We start from the raw sequence: 17,160 nt of genomic DNA on the forward strand, positions 1-17,160 counted from the left end.
GGGGTCGGGGTCGGGGTCGGAGTCGGGGTCAGCCTGAGCTCACCCCCGACCCCTGGTTTCCTCACCTCACGATCAATACACAAGATACAGGATTTCAGTCACTTTTCTCCCCCGGCAACTTGAATGGTCAGTGATCGCCTCGTTCACCTAGTTCACTCCATCGCCCGCGGGAGCGGGCACTTAAAATGGAGAGTGAAGTGATCAAAAAACTTGTTACGGCTTTCGCTGCCGCAATCACCTTGGCCCTCGCCTCTTTGCCGGCTACGGCTGGAAACCAGTTGGCCGTTGCCATCGGTGGCTACGATACAGTCTCATATCATCAAGGCGGTCCCGTGCCGGGTGAGGCCCGGATCAACCATTTCTGGAACGGAGCGATCTGGTACTTCTCTTCGACGGAAAACCGGGACAGCTTTGCCGCGGATCCCGAGCGCTATGCACCTGCCTACGATGGCTATTGCTCCTGGGCGGCCAGCCAGAATTACAAGGCACCGGGCGACCCGAATGTCTGGCAAATTGTGGACGGTACGCTATACGTGCAGGTCCATCCGCGCGCACAGGAACTCTGGCAGGCGGATATCCCCGCACATATCGTTGCGGGCGATGAAAACTGGCCGCGCATTCACCCCTTCTAAGAATAGCCGATAACTCAACAGGAGAACTGGAACGCCGCGCCCCAAGGATGGCAGGTATTTGTCTCTCTCGGACACCAGCCCCGGCGCGGCGTTTCAGCAGAGCTCTCTGACTTCAGATCGATGCCCCCAGAATCGGAACGGGTGCAGCGGTCGAGAAAAGCAAAACAGCCGGGGGTCAAAGAACCCGCCCATGACGGGTCGGATTGAGCTACCCCGGATACTCGCCCTCGCCCCGCAGACCCGGCCCGCGCGGCGGCTGGCCAGGCTCAGTAGGCGATGACCGGGGCCTGGTGGAGCAGGCTGTCGTCTTCGATCTGCTTCACCAGGAAGTCCGCCACGTCATTGCGGGAGATGAGTCCGTTGCGCCAGCTTTCGGGTTCGACCAGGACCCGGGTACGTCCGCTGCGGGGACCCGGGGTCAGGACCACGGGCCGGACGATGGTCCAGTCCAGATTGCTCTCCTTGATCATCTGCTCCTGAAGCGTCTTGTCGTCATAGGCCTGTCCGAGAACCAGGCGGAAAGGAATGCGCTGGAGACAGTTGATGCTGGCCTTGCTGTCGCCGGCGCCGAAACCGGTGACCGCGATCAAGCGCTTCACGGCGGCGGCCTCCATCGCCGGCACCAGGATCTGCGTAGCCCTGGAAAAGAGGGTGATCGGCCCGAAGATCATATTGTGGCCGGGCCGCACGCCCAGCGCCTGGATGACGACATCGATCCCATCGAGCGCGGCCGCGATGTCGTCTGCCTTCAGCGCGTCGCCCGGAACCTTTTCAAGCGCTTCGTGGCGAAGCCGGATCTGCCCGGCGCTGCGCGCCAGCGCACGCACGCGGTGTCCGCAGGCCAGGGCGCGCTTCACGGTCGCGAGGCCGATCCCCTTGCTGGCGCCGATGACGAGAACATGAGCCATGGTCGGTTCCTTGTGTTTAAGATTTTACCTGTCGAGAGGGCCTGTGCATAGGGTCAATCCTGCGCTGACCCTGTCCCCGCCCCCGCCCCCGCCCCTGCCCCGGCCCCGGAAGGCTGACAGGCTTCGCAGGCAAAAGCCCGGCGGCCGTCGATTTCGAACCGGCGGATTTTCTGTCCGCAGGTGGGACAGGAGGCTTTCCCGAAGATGTTCACCCGCTCGCGGGTACGCGCCTTAGAGGGTGCCGCCCCCTCCGCCACCCTCTCCACGGTGATGATCGCGTCGTGCTTCACCCCGATGGCCAGCAGGGCCTTGGCATCGTTCCAGATGCGGTCGAAGCGATCGCGGCCAATGTCCCGCCCCGGGGTCTCCGGATGGATACCCTGCCGCCAGAGGATTTCCGACCGGTAGATGTTGCCGATCCCGGCCATCACAGACTGGTCCATGATCAGGCGCCCGATCGGCGCCCGGCTCTTTGCGATGCGTTTGAAGGCACGCTCCGGATCGGCATCGCTGCGCAGGACATCGGGTCCGATCCGCTCGACAAGCGACTGGATCTGCGGCGGGTCGAGCAGCCGGCAGATGTTCGGGCCGTTCACATCCACGACGTGGCTCTTGCCGACAAGCCGGACCCGCACGGCGCCGCGCGGCGCGCTGAGCGGCAGCTTTTGTTTGCGCAGGCGGCCGAAGAGGCCCAGATGGATATGCAGCGCGTCGCCGCTGTCGAAGCGATAAAGCAGATGCTTGCCATAGGCTTCGACCCCGACGCACCGCCGCCCGTCGATAAGGGCCGCGCCCTCGGCGAAGCGTCCCTGTGGCGAGGAGACAGCCAGGACCTGTCCGGCAAGCACACGGCCATGGTCGCGGGCGGCACGATGGATGGTATGACCTTCAGGCATCAGGGCCCAACTCTCTTGCCGCCGGTTTCTCGGATGTGGGTCATAGCCTTTACGATGATCGCAGGTGTTCAGATCAGCAAGCGGCGTGCATGGGGGGCGCGCGCCCGGCCGAAAATTGCAGACAGTACACTTTCACATCATCCGAACTGCGATGCGCTTCGTAAAAACTCTTACGACCACAAAGATCAGGTCCACAGGCACGATGAACCGCCGCGCGCGATGTCATCCCGGCCTGCCCTGATTAGGAACAGGTTCTGGCGTGACCCGTCCTCCGACCGGGAGGCGGTCTCGCTGGTTCGCTGATCAATCACAGGAAACTGATAGGAGAAAGAACCATGCGTCGTATCTTCACCCTGGTCGCAGCCGCGGTCGTGCTGGCCGGCACCGGCCTCTCGGCTATCGCAGGCGGACACCTCTCTTCCGAGAAGTCCATCGTAAAAAATGCGGCGGAGGCCGAAAATCTGACCACCCTCGTCGCCGCCGTGCAGGCAGCCGGCCTGGTCGAGGCGCTCGAGGGCGAGGGTCCGCTGACCGTATTCGCGCCGACCGACGAGGCCTTCGCCAAGCTGCCCGCCGGCACCGTCGAGGATCTGCTCAAGCCGGAAAACAAGGATAAGCTGGTCGCGATCCTGACCTATCACGTGGTGCCCGGCAAGTTCATGGCGAGCGATCTGGCCGGCCAGAAGCTCTCCGCGGCGACGCTGGAAGGCAGTGAAGTCGCAATCGATGCCTCCAGTGGCGTGAAGGTGGATGAAGCCACTGTTGTGGCGGCCGACATCGAAGCGTCGAACGGTGTCATTCACGTTATCGATACGGTGATCATCCCGGGCAGCTGATTTCAGTTCCCTTGCCTCGGGTCCAGTCCGCTGTGCCCGAGGCAAGGGCTGATTGACGCCCCCCCGGCTCCAGGGTGGGTGACCGGTCAGGCCGCCTTGACGGCACTCAGGAACCTATCCACCTCACCGCGCAGAAGTTCGGTTTGCTGCGAGAGTCCCTTCGAGGCATCCAGAACTTCGTTTGCCGCGTTGCCAGTCTCGGCACTGGCTTTGCTCACGTCCGCGATGTTGCGGTCAACCTGTTCGGTGCCGCTGGCGGCTTCCTGGGCGTTCCGGCTGATCTCCCCAGTCGCCGCGCCCTGCTCTTCGACGGCAGCGGCAATGGCGCCAGCCACCTCGTTGACCTGACCGATGGATTTCGCGATCTCGTCGATCGCCCCGACCGCCTCGCCGGTCGCGTTCTGAATTCCCGAGACCTGCTCGGCGATCTCGTCCGTGGCCTTGCTGGTCTGGGAAGCGAGGTTCTTGACCTCCGAGGCGACGACGGCAAAGCCTTTGCCCGCTTCGCCCGCGCGCGCCGCTTCGATCGTCGCGTTCAAAGCCAGCAGGTTCGTTTGTTCGGCGATGTCGTTGATCAGATTAATGACCTCACCGACCTTCTGCGACGCCAGGACCAGACCCTGGACTTTCTCGGTCGCCTGTTCGGCTGCGTTGACAGCCGCATTCGCGGTGCTGGACGAGGTGGCAACCTGGCTCGATATCTCCGTGATCGAGGCGGAAAGCTCTTCCGATGCGGCCGCCACGGTTTGGACATTGTTGCTCGCCTGCTGAGATGCGGCGGCGACAGAGCCTGAGCTCTCGCTTGCGCTTTGCGCCATGACGGTCATGGACTGCGCCGTCGCGCCCATCTGTTCGGTCGCGGAAACCACGCTGTTGATGACCTCTCCGACCTGCCGGTCGAAGCCCCTGGTCAAACCCTCGATGCGCTTTGCCCGCTGTTCACGGGCGGCCCGCTCGGTTTCCTGCTGCGCGGTCAGCTCATCGGCCTTGATCATATTGTCCTTGAAGACCTGCACGGCCTTCGCCATGGCGCCCACTTCATCGCCGCGCTCGGTGCCCGGAATTTCCGTCGACTTTTCGCCTTCCGCGAGGCGGCCCATGGCTGCGGTCATACGACCGATCGGTCCGGCGATACTGCTGCCGATGATCCAGCCGATACCGCCGCCAAGAACCAGAGAAACGATGATCCCCGAGACGATAGCGACGTCGGTGGAAGTCTCGGTTTCAAGGTTTTGTTGCTTGCGGATCTCCATCAGAGCGGCTTCCTCGGCCGAAAAGTCGGCCATCAAAGCGCGAAACCTGTCGAAGTAGACTTTACCGCGTGCTTCACCGATCAGATCGGCCATATCGTCCATGGTCTTGGCGCTGCCGATCTGGCGGCGCAACCCGATCATGGGCTCGGTCACCCCGGTCTGCCAGGACTTGATGGTTTCGTTCACTTCCGACAGGAGCGCAACCTGTGCCGGATTGTCGCTGACGGTTTCGCTGAGCGAAGCGGTAAGATCGAAAAATCTGGCGGAACCTGCGTTGTAAGGCTCGAGAAACTCTTCCTTGCCCGCCAGCAGGTAACCCCGCATGCCGGTTTCCATGTCAACGGCAGCCGCAATGATGTCGTTGGCCTGCGCCATCACCCGGTAGGTGTGTGTCACCCATCCGATGGTCTGCTCGGCAAGGCTGCTGTCCACGCTTGGCGCGCGCAGCAGCTCGGCAAAGTCGCTTTCACGCTGGACCAGCAGCACACGCTCACGCTCGATGAAGGTGGCGATCTGATCCCGGAACCTGTCGAAGAACGCCTTGCCCTTTGCCTGCCCGACGAGGGCGGCCATATCGTTCATGGTTTCCGCATCACCGATATCCCGGCGCAACTTGATGGTCGGTGTCGTGACTTCGGCCTGCCATTCGCGCAGAACCTTTTCCACCTCGCCCAGCCGGGCGACCTGCCCCGGATTGTCGCTTACGACCTCCTGCAAAGACGTGATGCCCTCGTAAGTGGCCTTCTCACCATTGTTATAAGGCTCGAGGAATTCATCCTTTCCCGCCAACAGGAAGCCGCGCATGCCGGTTTCCATATCCACGGCGGCGGCGACGATTGCGTCGGCTTTGCCGAGAACCTTATAGGTGTGGTTCACCCAGCCCGCCGTCGTCGTGATTTTGTTGATGCTGGTAATCGCGATCACGCCCAGAGCCAGCGTAAAGATCAGAGGTATAGAAATACCGAAAAGAACTTTCGGCTTCGTTTTAATCGACGACCAATTCATAACCGCGGCTCCGGATCAGCTGCACTCTCAGGTGGAATTTGCGATCCTCACAATGCGATACAAAGGTTGCTAACTGTTTAAACAATTTGTATTTGTGTAAACATTATTCTTCTGATCTACGCAATTTCTGCGCAGGCTGGGCCGCCTGCCCTCTGCAGCTTGCAAAAGGCAGGCGGTAAACGGCAGCCGCGTCATCACGAAAGACAGTGGTCGGGCCCAGCGCTCACCGATCAGACGATCGCGCCAGCCCCTGGACCGGATCAAGGTTAGATGGAATCGCCTTCGGCGATCCGTCGTACCGGTGAGTCTGCTCTAACACTATGACGCGCTCCAGGCGCTCCCGGGACGTTCAATTCAGTAAGAAGGAACGCCGGGGAAACTGCAGGCGCCACGGCTGTAGACGTCTTTGATATGGCCGACCCTGTTCATGCTGATCACGAGATGACCATCGCAGTTATGAAAGCTGACCGTGGCGTTGTAACCTCTGACGATGTCGCTCCCTTCCCCCGCGCGCCGGCGCGGCAGGATAGAGATTTTATCGACGTCCGCCTCGCTGATGCCCTTCGTGCTCAAGTGCCGCTCAACGTCCGGGCGCAGGTTTTCGAAACGGGCCGCTGCCGGCAGGGTGACACCGGCGATGAGAGCTGCGGAAAGAACAGCTTTAGGGATGATATTACGCATAAGAATGCTCCGCTCTGGTTGTCCATTGCAGAGCAGCTAAGAAGCCTTCTCCCATTCTGCGCGTCACGCTTTTGTGAGATGTCCGCTCGCGTCATGCCCATGAGCGTAAAAAATCCAGGCCTCCTCTGGCTTGGCGTCAGGTAAATAATTTTTATTTTAAATAACAAAAGGTTAGTGGATATTTAAACGAATTGAGTTCCGTCAATAAACTGTGACAACTTGTGATAAAGCCGGGGCTTTCGTGAGCAAGGAAACGCCGCCACCTATAGAGGTCGGCTGCGCGCGAAATTCTCAGCAAATAGCCGGGCCGGATCCGGGTTTATGCGCAATCTGGGACCGGCGCTCATTTGCGTTCCTCTCCTGCTGGCGGTCGCTTTGAACAGAGCAGGTCCAAAGGTAAGGCGGCCCCACTTGCGCGCACCCCCTGAGCTCGTGCCTTGTCTGGCCTTCGCCCGTGACGGGCGCCCTGAGCGGACGCCGCCCGAAGCGATAGACCCCGGTCTCACCAAAGAGCCCGTTTCCGCTTACCTGCAAGCCGCTGAGGCGGAAGATGACCGCGCGCGGCTTTGGTACTGTTCCTCGAAACCCTTGTAGCACTTGAAGAAGGCCGCCATCGACGTGCCGAAAACCTCGCAGGCTGCGTAGAGACTGATGGCTTCCAGATGCTGCGCCCCGCTCTCAACCCGCCGGATCCGCTCGGGGGTGACCCCGAGGTGCTTCGCGAGACGCTCCTGGCTCATGCCGTTGTGAATCCGGTACTGGACGAGGCGGCGCGCCACGAATTGATTCAGGATTTTATTCTTTTGACTGCTGTCCATGCTTCACGCTCTCCTGGCGAGAGCTCCTTTGTTAAAAGTTCGTCGATAAAAGCCGTATGGCCCGGTTCCGGTTACCGGCGGGCGATCGCGCTCAAGGCCTCGCGCCGGGCGACTGCGTTAACGATTTCCTGCTGCAGCGTGGTGCGAAGCACCGGCTTAATCAGATAGCCGTCCGCACCCGCCGAAAGCGCGGCTTTTCGGGTCTCTTCGCAGTCATCGGTGGTCACGACCAGGATCGGCGTCTGCGCGTTGGGACCCTCACCTTTCCGGACGGCGTCGATCAGTTCGATGCCGCTCAGGTTCAAAAAATTGAGGTCCGTCAGGACCACGTCAAATTGCCGCTCCTGCAGCAACTGAACCGCATGCTGAGGGCTGTCCGGGCAGGACGCATCCCCGCCAAGACTCTTCAACAGCATCGGCAGCACCCCGTGATCCAGGGTTTCTTCCTGGATCACGAGATTCTGCTGCAGGGAACGCGATCGTCCGAGCATCTTTATCTCCGTACGGCGGCAAGCCGCCTCTTCTGCAGATCAGGGCAACAGCGAATCGCCATAGGCGACCCCCGAAGCCGCAAATCCGCGTGCTTTGTTTGGGTTGGATCGGATTCACATGTTTTGGCGGAACCCCAGTATGGCTGAACCCCAGTATGGTGGAACTGAAGTGTGGTGGAACTGAAGCGGCTGCCGCTGGGTCGAGAAGACGTCGATGGTCAGGTCTCGACCAAACCATGATCCGATCTGGTCGGGGGTCGTTACCAAAGAACGGCGGGCAAAGTGAAGAACAACGGGCGTTGTAACGCCGTGCGCCACGGCCGCGGGCCGGTCGCGCCACCACAGCGAATGACAGTTGACAAGCGCCCGCAGCCCTCTAGCATTCTGCAGTGCCTGCGGAGAATTTCGACGTGAGCTATGAGCAGAAACCCAAGGTTTTCAGCCCTGAAGAGGCCCAGGCCGCACTCGGCAGAATCCGCGACAGCGGTGTGCTCGGCAGCAAGTCCCGCATTCAAAAGTTACTCGGCTATCTCGTCCAGATGGAAATCGAAGGTCAGGGCGAAAAATTAAAAGCCTACACCATCGCAACCGAGGCCCTGGGACGGGGAAGCGACTTTGATCCGGGCACGGACAGCATTGTCCGCGTGGAGGTCAACCGCCTGCGGCAGGCCCTGGAACATTACTATAATACCAAGGGCGCGCAGGAGTCGCTCAGGATCAATATCCCAAAAGGCAGCTACCGGCCGCGGCTTCATGCCTTCGGCATCCGGCCGCCTGGACCAGGGGCAAAGCCGGGGCCAGGGGCAAAGCCGGGGCCAGGGGCAGCGCCGGAATCAGTAGCGGAGGCAGCCTTGGATGAAGCCTCGGGTGACGCACCGGGGCATGCTTCGGGGCACGCGGCTCAGCCCAAGGCCGGCTCCTGGTCTTCGCATTGGTTTGCGGCGCTGACCGCCTTTGCAACCCTCGCCGCGGTTATCCTGGTGACGCTGCTGCTGAAGCCGGGCCTGGATCCGGGCGCGCCGACAGGCCCAATCGTGCTTGACCGCACCCACCAGCTTGACCGCAACGCCATCACGGTCGCTGTCCTGCCCTTCAGGAGCCTGTCGGACAGCGCGCGCGCGACGCAGCTTTCCGGCGGCATGGCCAAGGAATTGCGCAGTTCCCTCTCCAGAAACCAGGCCCTGTCCCTTATCACCAACATTCCCTTCAACGAAGGCACGAGCACGGAGGATTTGCGTGCGCTCGGCCGCAGCGGACAGGTCGCGTACTTCGTGACCGGAAGCGTGCAGGAGCTTTCCGGCAGTCTGCGTGTCGCCGTGGAGCTTTTGGACGGCACGAGCGGAGAAGTCATCTGGGCCCGGACCTACCCTGAGGATTCCCCGAAAGTCGAAGCTTTCCGCGACAGCTTTGTCATGGCGGTTTCAAGCGATCTGCGGCCACAGCTCTACAGCGCCTCAAAGCGCGCAATTTCGGCAAAAGACCCGAACGACCTCTCGGCATGGGAACTTTATCTTATGGCGACCTGGGCACCGGGCGAGGCGCTCAGCAGCCTGGAATGGGAGAAAGAACGGATCGAACTGGCGCGGCGCTCGGTGACGCTCCGGCCCCGCTTCGGCCAGGCTCACGCGGTTCTCGCCGACAAACTGGCCTATCTTGCCGCCGTGGATCCGCCGTCAAATTCCCACGCCACGCTGAAGGAGGCACTGTTTCATGCTCATTCGGCCCATGAGTTGGCACCCAGCGACGCGGACGTTCTGTTCAACCTCGCCATTCACTACTGGCACGTGGGCAAGATCGGACAGGCAACGCGGAGCATGGCCCGGGTCCTGGAGCTTGACCCCAGTCACGTCCTGGCGCGCATCCTGGTCGAGACCTTTCCCTACACCTGCAGCCCACCCCCCGACGAAGTCCTGGAGGCAGCGATCGCCTACGATGCCGCGCTCGCGCCGGACAATCCCGTGCGCTGGGTGACACTGACCTGGGTCAGCATGCTGCATCTGAACAGAAGCGAGCTGGATCTTGCGTTGGCCGCGGAACAGCGGACCCATCAGATTTTCCAGACGCCCGATACCGTCCTGCGGATGGCCGCCCTGCTGAACGGCCTGGACCGCACGGAGGACGCAAGGGTCCTGATCGAAGCGCAACGCCGGAACTGGCCCAACATAGATCCCGGGCACTTCGCCGAGGTTACCATGCCACGGCGATGCCATGAGGCCGCCGACGCCGAGCCAACTCTCCAGCTTTACCGTGACCTGGCGCGGGACGCGGACCCGGGTTAAGCGCCGCGCAAGGTGAGCCTCGGCGTGCCTCTTACTCCCAGGGCAGATCCCTGCAGGCCGCGCTCAGATGATCGATCAGCAGCCGCAGCCGCGTCGATAGAAAGCGGTTTGGCGGGAAGACGGCGTGGATATCGCGTTCGGGCCAGGTGACATAGCCCGGCAGGAGAGACCGCAGACTGCCGTCTTTCAGATGCTCCGCGACATAAAAGATCGGCAGCGCCACAATTCCGATACCCTCGAGCGCGGCATCACAGAGCACACTGCCCGAATCGCATTTAAAGCTGCCCTTCAGATCGACCTGGCCGGGCCGCTTGCCACGTCCTTTGTAACGCCACTCGTGCCGTGCGTTGTTACGGGTGTAGAGCATGACGTTGTGGCGGGCCAGGTCCGCTGGGGCGGCCGGTGTGCCATGTTGCTTGAGATACGCCGGGCTGGCGCAGATGACGAAGGGACAGGAGGCCAGACGCCGTGCGGTCAGGCTGCTGTCCTCAAGGGATCCGATCCGCACCACCAGATCGAAACCCTCTGCGGAGATATCGACGAAACGGTCATCCAGACTGACATCCAGCTCGACCTCGGGATAGCGCCGCGCGAAGGCGGCGACCGCCCGCCCCAGATACTTGATCCCCAGGCTGAGCGGCAGGCTGACCTTCAACGGCCCCCGGGGGCGGGACTTCAGCTCGTAAACCTGTTCCTGGGCCTCGCGCAGGTCGTCCAGGGCCCGTGCGGCGCGCGCGAAGAAGACCGCCCCCTCTTCCGTGACGGAAACCTTCCGCGTCGTGCGGTTGAGAAGTTTGACCTGCAGATCGAGTTCCAGGTTCTGAACCTGCTTGGAGACGGCCGAGCTGGTGATGCCGAGATCACGGGCGGCCCCGATAAAACTCTCGTTCCTGACCACGGCAATGAAGATGCCGACTCGCGATAACTGGTCCAATTTAATTATCAATCAAATGGAAATAATTTCTTTCTGAAACTCAATATTATCAATTTCAGTCCAAAACACAATCTTCCAGTCATGCAGACACCAAGCCCACAGAGAAACGGAGATAAGTCATGACACAGGAAATGAATGCCAGGCACAGTGCTTTCATCATGCGACTGGCGCTGGGAGGGATTTTACTCGCCCACGGACTGCTCAAGCTTTTCGTCTTCACCATCCCAGGAACGGTTGGCTTTTTTGAGAGCCTCGGCCTGCCGGCGATCGTCGCCTACCTGACCATCTTCGGTGAAATTGTCGGCGGTACCGCGATCATACTCGGTCTCTACACGCGGCTCGCCGCGGTCCTTTCCCTGCCCATCCTCCTGGGCGCGTTCTGGACGCATGCCGGCAACGGCTGGGTCTTCAGCAACGAGGGTGGCGGATGGGAATTTCCCCTGCTGCTGGTCGTGATCGCGATCGCCGTCGCCCTGAACGGCAACGGCGCCTATGCCCTCCGCAAGCTGCCGGTGGTGGACAACCTTATCCCGCAGACCCTGAGAGGATGAAGGTAACGGCCATCGCACAAATCCCACACTGCCAATACAATGCGCTGGGTCCCGATTTGCAGAGCATCCTCTAGAATTGCCGCGACGATAGAGATGCGGCGACGATAGAGATGCCGGGGAGATCGGGGTCCAGCCGCTTACCGCTCGTAAAAAGAGCGGATCAATGGGGCGGGCCCTTGATTCTGCCTGGCGAACAGCAAGATGATGTAGCTAAAGCCTCATCGAACGATCAGCAATAACAGGGAGCCGAATCATGCGTCTTACGGCAAAGGACTTCGATCAGGAACTTCTGGACCTCTACGATTTCTATGCGCATGGCAGAATTACCAAGCGCGAATTTCTGGAGGGCGCGGGAAAGTTCGCAGTGGGCGGTGTGACGGCGCTGGGCCTGCTCAACCTGCTGTCACCGAAATATGCGCTGGCGCAGCAGGTGGCCGAGGACGACCCGGCGATCAAGGCGGAATACATCGAGTACGACTCGCCGAACGGCCACGGCACGGTCAAAGGTTACCTGGTAAAACCGTTGGAGGTCTCCGGACCGCCGCCTGCCGTGCTGGTGGTTCACGAGAACCGGGGTCTCAACCCCTACATCGAAGACGTGGCACGGCGAACGGCCAAAGCCGGGTTCCTGGCGCTGGCCCCTGACGGCCTGACCTCGGTCGGCGGATACCCCGGAAACGACGATGATGGCCGGGCGCTTCAAAAGACGGTGGACGGCACGAAGCTGATGAACGACTTCTTCGCCGGTTTCGAACACCTGATGGCCCGCGACGACAGCAGCGACAAAGTGGGTGCCGTCGGATTTTGCTATGGTGGGGGCGTCTGCAATGCCCTGGCCGTCGCCTATCCCGAACTCTCGGCCTCGGTGCCCTTCTATGGACGGCATGCGAAAGCCGAGGACGTGCCGCGCATCCAGGCCCCTCTCCTGCTGCATTTCGGTGAGCTCGACAAGCGTATCAACGAAGGTTGGCCCGCCTATGAAGCCGCGCTGAAGGCGAACGACAAGGACTACAGGGCCTATATCTATCCAGACGCCAACCACGGGTTCCACAACGACACCACGCCCCGCTACGACCAGGAAGCGGCGGAGCTCGCCTGGACCCGGACCATCGACTTTTTCAAGGAGCACCTGGCTTAGGTCAGGGAGGTCGCGAAAAGCGAACTGGTTCGATTTGCCCCTGGTGAGGAACGTTCGACAATGAGGGTCGAGCCGGCCCCTGGGATGGCGGGTCGTTACCGGGGATCAATTTCGCTGAACTTGCTGGGGAGGGACACACACTTGCGCTCTTCCCGGAGCTCAGCCCCTCGACTTGGATGGGCCACGGCCTTAGGTTGAGGACTCCTATTTCTTGACGGTCTTGACGATAAAATTATGTTTTCTGGCAAGGAGTTAAGAGTGGAGCGATGCTATAGCATCGTGACCCCATAGCTGAAAGAAGGGCGACACGACGCTGTCCAGAACGTGGTTCCCAGAACTCATAATCTTATCGCCCGGATGGGTCGTATTTTGCCGGGTTTTAGGTGCGTTGACGCCTCTCACCGGGCCTACGGGCCCGCTTTCGAGACCTCTCCTGCCTAAAACCAGGCAAAACACGATCAAGACCATCAAGGAATAGGAGTCCTCAACCTAGGTTAAGGACCCCTATTCCTTGATGGTCGTTAGTGCGCGGAGTGTTTGCAGAAACGGACGCCAGCCGATAAGGCAGGAGGGCAGGATGTTTTCTCAATGCAAGCAGTTCAATAATGACCACACCCCCGCCGCCTGATTCGCCCTTGCATTCGCCACGGCCATCGCCCCTGAACGCCATTCCCTTCGTCTGTCCGCTGGACGGTCAGCCGCTCATGCCAGGGGCGGGTTCCCTGGTCTGCGCGGGCGGTCACAGCTTTGACATTTCAGCGCGCGGCTATATCAACCTGCTGCCCGTACAGTTTAAGAAGTCCCGCGACCCGGGGGACAGCAAGTCCATGGTGGCGGCACGGCGGCGGGTGCTGGATGCGGGCCTGTTCGATCCCCTGGCCGACGCGGTCTGCGGGCTTGCGTTCGAAGAATTTGCGGCGCGCGGGCAAGAAGAGACGCTGCTGGTGGACGCGGGTTGCGGAGAGGGTTTCTATACGGCGCGCCTTGCTGCAGACCTGCGCAATCGGATGGGGGACGCCGCGCCGAAAATTCTCGGCGCCGACATTTCCAAGTGGGCCGTGATGGCCGCCGCAAAGCGAAGTAAGGACCTGGCCTGGGTGGTGGCGAGCAACAAGCGGCTGCCGCTGGTTCAGGGGACAGTAACGGGCATTACCAGCCTCTTCGGATTTGAGACCTGGCCCGACTGGGCGGCGCTTCAAAGAAGTGGGCAGTTTGTGCTGGTGGTGGATGCCGGCCCCCGGCACCTGATCGAACTGCGCGAGATCATCTATCCAACACTCCAGGTCCACGCCCCGCCCCGTCATGAAGCCGCGACGGCAAACGGTTATGAGCTCATGGGCGAAACCGTCAGCCGGTTTGAGGCAAGTGTCCCCAACGCCGAACTGCTGATGGATCTTCTGGAGATGACGCCGCACGGGCGCAAGTCAACGGGAGCAGCACGTGACAGGGTAGCGGCGATGACCGGCCTCTCCCTGACTCTCGATGCGGTGATCCGTAAATACCGCCGCAGTTAAGACGCCCGCGACGGAGGCGATGCGGACGGACGGCGAAATCACGACTTGGCGAATCACGATCCGGCGGAAGCCTTACTGTGCGGTTCCGCCGGATCGCGTGAACCCGCTTTAGGCGGCTTTTTTCAGAGCTTTTTTAGCTTTTTTCAGCTTGGCTGACTGGGCTGCCACCTTGGCTTTGCGGCTTTTGACTTCTTTTTTCAGGTCTTTGATTTTCGATTTCTTAGACAAGGATCTGTCTCCTATCAGAGGTTAAGGGAGGTTCGGAAGCAATTAGTCCGGGCGCTTGTTCTTGCGAAGGAACTCACGAATGAAGGCGCGGATCTCCCGAGCAGCGCTTGAATCGAGCTCATCGCAGAGGTCAACAAATTGGTCTCTCTCCTCGCTGTTGATGCGAATGACCAGTTGACTGTCCTTCTTGGATTTTTTCTTCGCATTCTCTTTGGCGGCCATCTCGGACCTCACTTCCTGCACTCATATAGAGTATAGCCAATGACTATGCAATGGCTATACATATTTAAAATTTTAGAGATCGGTTTGAAGCCGGATGCTCGCCCGATATCCCTCATGTTCCCCCAACCCACACGCAGGACAAATTCTTTTTTGTCAAATCCAGCAGCCAGGCATTCTACTGAGAATTGCACTATGAGAATTATGACGCCACAATGATGTAACGAATCCTTAAGAAAAATCCACTGCGCCCCCGGGCCTGGAACTCCGATCAAAAATCGCCCAGGGGAAACCGCAGCGGCCGGGTCAAATTTAGGAGTGCTTGTATGCTGTTTCCGAAGTTGATGCAGAAGGTGATTTTAGAGGGCGACCTGCGCCTGATCGATGCGCGGGGCCGGACTTACGATTGCGGCGACGGCAGCGGGGAACGCGTAACCCTGCATCTGCACAACAGAAGTCTCGAGTACAAGCTGGTGCTCAACCCCCCGCTCTATCTCGCCGAAGCCTATATGGACGGGGAGATCACCATTGAAGAGGGCAGCCTGCGGATCTTTCTGGAGATGCTGGCGCGCAACTATCACGTCCTGGAGAAGAACAGGCTGGTCATGCTGGGCTTCAAGCTGGCCCGCCACACGCGCAAGCTGAAGCAATACAATCCGGTGGGCAAGGCCCAGAAAAACGTCGCGCACCACTATGATCTCTCGGGCGAACTCTACGATCTGTTCCTGGATACGGACCGGCAGTATTCCTGCGCCTACTTCCGCAACGGCGACGAGACTCTGGAGCAGGCTCAGACCGACAAGAAGCTGCACCTCGCCGCCAAGCTGCACCTGAACCGGCCGGGGCTGAAACTGCTCGACATCGGCTCGGGCTGGGGCGGGCTCGGCCTCTACATGGCGCAGGAAGGCGGCTGCGATGTCACGGGTGTGACCCTTAGCCGCGAACAGCACAAGGTCAGCAGCGAGCGGGTCCAGAAGGCGGGCCTGGAGAAGCAGGTGGAGTTTCACCTGCGCGATTACCGCGAAGACACGAACCGCTACGACCGCATTGTCTCCGTGGGCATGTTCGAGCATGTCGGCAAGCAGAACTATCACGAGTTTTTCCAGAAGGTCAGCGACATGCTGGAAGACGACGGCGTTTTCGTGCTGCACTCGGTCGGGCGTATCAACGATCCGGGACCGACGAACCCCTTCATCCGCAAATACATCTTCCCCGGCGCCGACGTGCCGACCCTGGGCGAGGTCCTGCCGGTGATCGAGGACGTCATGCTGGAGGTCACGGACATCGAAGTGCTGCGCCTGCATTACGCCGAAACCCTGCGCAACTGGGAGGAACGCTTCCAGGCCAACCGGGCGAAGATCGCCGAGCACTACGACGAGCGCTTCTGCCGCATGTGGGAAGCCTATCTGCTGGGCTGCGAAATGGGCTTCCGCCACCAGGGCCTCGTGGTCTTCCAGATCCAGATCACCAAGAACCCCACTGCCGTGCCGCAAACCCGCGACTACATCTACGAATGGGAACACGGCATCAAGAAGGAAGCCACGCAAGCGGCGGAGTGAGGACACGTCCCAGATGCTGCATTATGGCCCAGAGACAGACGAGGCTCAGCGGCCGCCGCGGGCGGCCGGGTGAGCCGCAGTCCTTCTCGCGCAGTTCGTTCCGGAGACTGTCGGTTTTCTGGCGCAGGTCACCGGTGATGCTCAGGATGCCGTCTGAAGACTGACTGACATCGGCGGCGGTCTCGGAGACCGTCGTGATGCCGGAAGTGATGTCGGAAGTGATGCCGGCGAAGCCGCGGGTGGCTTCGATGCTGCGTGCGATCCCGGAGGTTGCTCCGAAACTTCTGGTTTCTTACTTCACGCCAGAGTTCTATCCCCGCGGAAAAGCCTATATACTGCGTCGGTGAACAACCGGCCAGGTTTCATACCCGTCGCAGTATGAAAGAACCGCATGTCATGAGCAGGGCACCTCGGCAGAAATCCAAAGAAACAGGCATTGAAAATGCGTCTCTGTTTTTCGCGAGCCTGCCGGAAGACCTTGCCGAGGCGCTTCAGGCCCGTGCGGTCACCAGGACCTACGACCGCGGGCAGATCGTGTTCTTGCAGGGCGATCCGGCGGAGAGCGTGTTCATCGTCCTCGAGGGTTGGGTCAAGCTGTTCCGCAATACGCGGCACGGCAGCGAAGCCGTGGTCGGGGTCTTTACCAGGGGCCAAAGCTTCGGCGAGACCCTGGTCTTCCATGACGATGTCTTCCCCTTTGGAGCCGAGGCCGTCACCCCCTGCAGGCTGATGCAGGTGAGCGCCGGGACCATTTCAGATCTCATGACCTCGCGTCCGGAAGTCTGCACCGCGATCATCACCACCATTTTCAAGCATCTGCACACCCTGGTGGAACAGATCGAGCAGCTGACCACGCAGACCGGACAGCAACGTGTCGCCACGTTTCTGCTGGAGCTCTGCGCCGTTTCGTCAGGCTCCTGCACGGTCACGCTACCCTATGACAAGGTGCTGATTGCCGGGCGGCTGGGCATGAAACCCGAAAGTCTGTCGCGGGCGTTCCACCGGCTTCAGGATGTCGGCGTGCAGATTAAACAGAACCATGCCGCGATCGCAGACGTCGCGCGGCTTCAGGCCTACGTGAGCAAGGATTAGAACTAGGGTCTGTACTCAATTGGTGCTTTTCGTGACATTGGAACTGTGATTCAAGCTTTCTGATGATAGGAGGTTTGGATGGGCAGAAAGTTATTTTATCTAAGCGACGAAGAGTGGTCTCGGATC

General features: G+C 60.5%; 17 protein-coding genes. 9 read left to right on the top strand and 8 right to left on the bottom strand.

The genetic code is table 11. From position 1 onward, the window contains the following. The first annotated feature begins 197 nt into the window (after positions 1-197). On the top strand, positions 198-632 hold the full coding sequence (locus tag FKG95_RS28185) for a YHS domain-containing (seleno)protein (RefSeq protein ID WP_142899810.1): 435 nt from the start codon (positions 198-200) through the stop codon (positions 630-632). Between the two features lie 266 nt (positions 633-898). Here FKG95_RS28185 and FKG95_RS28190 read toward each other — a convergent pair whose 3' ends face one another. Both FKG95_RS28190 and FKG95_RS28195 read right to left on the bottom strand, forming a co-directional pair. Continuing rightward, entirely contained in the window at positions 899-1,540 is a 642-nt protein-coding gene (locus tag FKG95_RS28190) for an NAD(P)-dependent oxidoreductase (RefSeq protein WP_142899811.1), read from the bottom strand. Positions 1,541-1,593: 53 nt separating this feature from the next. Further along, positions 1,594-2,436: an Fpg/Nei family DNA glycosylase gene (locus FKG95_RS28195; RefSeq protein WP_142899812.1), complete on the bottom strand. Its 843-nt coding sequence runs from the start codon at positions 2,434-2,436 to the stop codon at positions 1,594-1,596. Positions 2,437-2,771: 335 nt separating this feature from the next. Between FKG95_RS28195 and FKG95_RS28200 the strand changes: the two genes are divergently transcribed. Then, complete coding sequence (locus tag FKG95_RS28200; protein ID WP_142899813.1) at positions 2,772-3,272, top strand: fasciclin domain-containing protein; 501 nt, start codon at positions 2,772-2,774, stop codon at positions 3,270-3,272. Between the two features lie 86 nt (positions 3,273-3,358). Here the strand turns inward: FKG95_RS28200 and FKG95_RS28205 are convergent, their stop codons facing one another. The 4 genes from FKG95_RS28205 to FKG95_RS28220 all read right to left on the bottom strand — a co-directional run bounded on the left by FKG95_RS28205 (position 3,359) and on the right by FKG95_RS28220 (position 7,520). Further along, complete coding sequence (locus FKG95_RS28205) at positions 3,359-5,530, bottom strand: CHASE3 domain-containing protein (RefSeq protein WP_142899814.1); 2,172 nt, start codon at positions 5,528-5,530, stop codon at positions 3,359-3,361. Between the two features lie 354 nt (positions 5,531-5,884). Further along, positions 5,885-6,211, bottom strand: coding sequence for a hypothetical protein (locus FKG95_RS28210; RefSeq protein ID WP_142899815.1), 327 nt, complete (start codon positions 6,209-6,211; stop codon positions 5,885-5,887). A 524-nt stretch (positions 6,212-6,735) separates the two neighbouring features. Then, entirely contained in the window at positions 6,736-7,029 is a 294-nt protein-coding gene (locus tag FKG95_RS28215) for a helix-turn-helix domain-containing protein (RefSeq protein ID WP_142899816.1), read from the bottom strand. A 71-nt stretch (positions 7,030-7,100) separates the two neighbouring features. Continuing rightward, positions 7,101-7,520 (bottom strand): response regulator, encoded by a 420-nt coding sequence (locus tag FKG95_RS28220; protein WP_142899817.1) that lies wholly within the window; start codon positions 7,518-7,520, stop codon positions 7,101-7,103. A 410-nt stretch (positions 7,521-7,930) separates the two neighbouring features. Here FKG95_RS28220 and FKG95_RS28225 point away from each other — a divergent pair, with 410 nt between their 5' ends. Further along, positions 7,931-9,799 carry a hypothetical protein gene (locus FKG95_RS28225; protein ID WP_142899818.1) on the top strand — a complete coding sequence of 623 codons (1,869 nt, stop codon included), beginning with the start codon at positions 7,931-7,933 and terminating at the stop codon, positions 9,797-9,799. A 31-nt stretch (positions 9,800-9,830) separates the two neighbouring features. Here the strand turns inward: FKG95_RS28225 and FKG95_RS28230 are convergent, their stop codons facing one another. Continuing rightward, positions 9,831-10,733, bottom strand: coding sequence for a LysR family transcriptional regulator (locus FKG95_RS28230; RefSeq protein ID WP_179954314.1), 903 nt, complete (start codon positions 10,731-10,733; stop codon positions 9,831-9,833). A gap of 119 nt (positions 10,734-10,852) precedes the next feature. Here FKG95_RS28230 and FKG95_RS28235 point away from each other — a divergent pair, with 119 nt between their 5' ends. The 3 genes from FKG95_RS28235 (at position 10,853) to FKG95_RS28245 (ending at position 13,936) form a co-directional block, all read left to right on the top strand. Further along, positions 10,853-11,284, top strand: a complete 432-nt coding sequence (locus FKG95_RS28235; protein ID WP_142899820.1) for a DoxX family protein — start codon at positions 10,853-10,855, stop codon at positions 11,282-11,284. A 253-nt stretch (positions 11,285-11,537) separates the two neighbouring features. Next, positions 11,538-12,422: a YghX family hydrolase gene (yghX, locus tag FKG95_RS28240; RefSeq protein ID WP_246116931.1), complete on the top strand. Its 885-nt coding sequence runs from the start codon at positions 11,538-11,540 to the stop codon at positions 12,420-12,422. A gap of 605 nt (positions 12,423-13,027) precedes the next feature. Further along, complete coding sequence (locus FKG95_RS28245; RefSeq protein WP_142899822.1) at positions 13,028-13,936, top strand: putative RNA methyltransferase; 909 nt, start codon at positions 13,028-13,030, stop codon at positions 13,934-13,936. Between the two features lie 270 nt (positions 13,937-14,206). On the opposite strand, the gene FKG95_RS28250 is transcribed toward FKG95_RS28245, so the two are convergent. Next, complete coding sequence (locus tag FKG95_RS28250; RefSeq protein WP_142899823.1) at positions 14,207-14,386, bottom strand: hypothetical protein; 180 nt, start codon at positions 14,384-14,386, stop codon at positions 14,207-14,209. A 323-nt stretch (positions 14,387-14,709) separates the two neighbouring features. On the opposite strand from FKG95_RS28250, the gene FKG95_RS28255 reads away from it, so the two are divergent. From FKG95_RS28255 to FKG95_RS28260, 3 genes are all read left to right on the top strand, one after another. Next, positions 14,710-15,942: an SAM-dependent methyltransferase gene (locus FKG95_RS28255; RefSeq protein WP_142899824.1), complete on the top strand. Its 1,233-nt coding sequence runs from the start codon at positions 14,710-14,712 to the stop codon at positions 15,940-15,942. A 197-nt stretch (positions 15,943-16,139) separates the two neighbouring features. Then, a complete protein-coding gene (locus FKG95_RS29825; RefSeq protein ID WP_179954315.1) occupies positions 16,140-16,289 on the top strand; it encodes a hypothetical protein in 150 nt (49 codons plus the stop codon). Positions 16,290-16,338: 49 nt separating this feature from the next. Beyond that, the gene (locus tag FKG95_RS28260; protein WP_142899825.1) at positions 16,339-17,034 is read left to right on the top strand and encodes a Crp/Fnr family transcriptional regulator; all 696 of its coding nucleotides are present in this window, start codon (positions 16,339-16,341) and stop codon (positions 17,032-17,034) included. Positions 17,035-17,160 lie beyond the last annotated feature (126 nt).

It is taken from the genome of Denitrobaculum tricleocarpae (assembly GCF_007004665.1).
GTDB lineage: Bacteria > Pseudomonadota > Alphaproteobacteria > Kiloniellales > Kiloniellaceae > Denitrobaculum > Denitrobaculum tricleocarpae.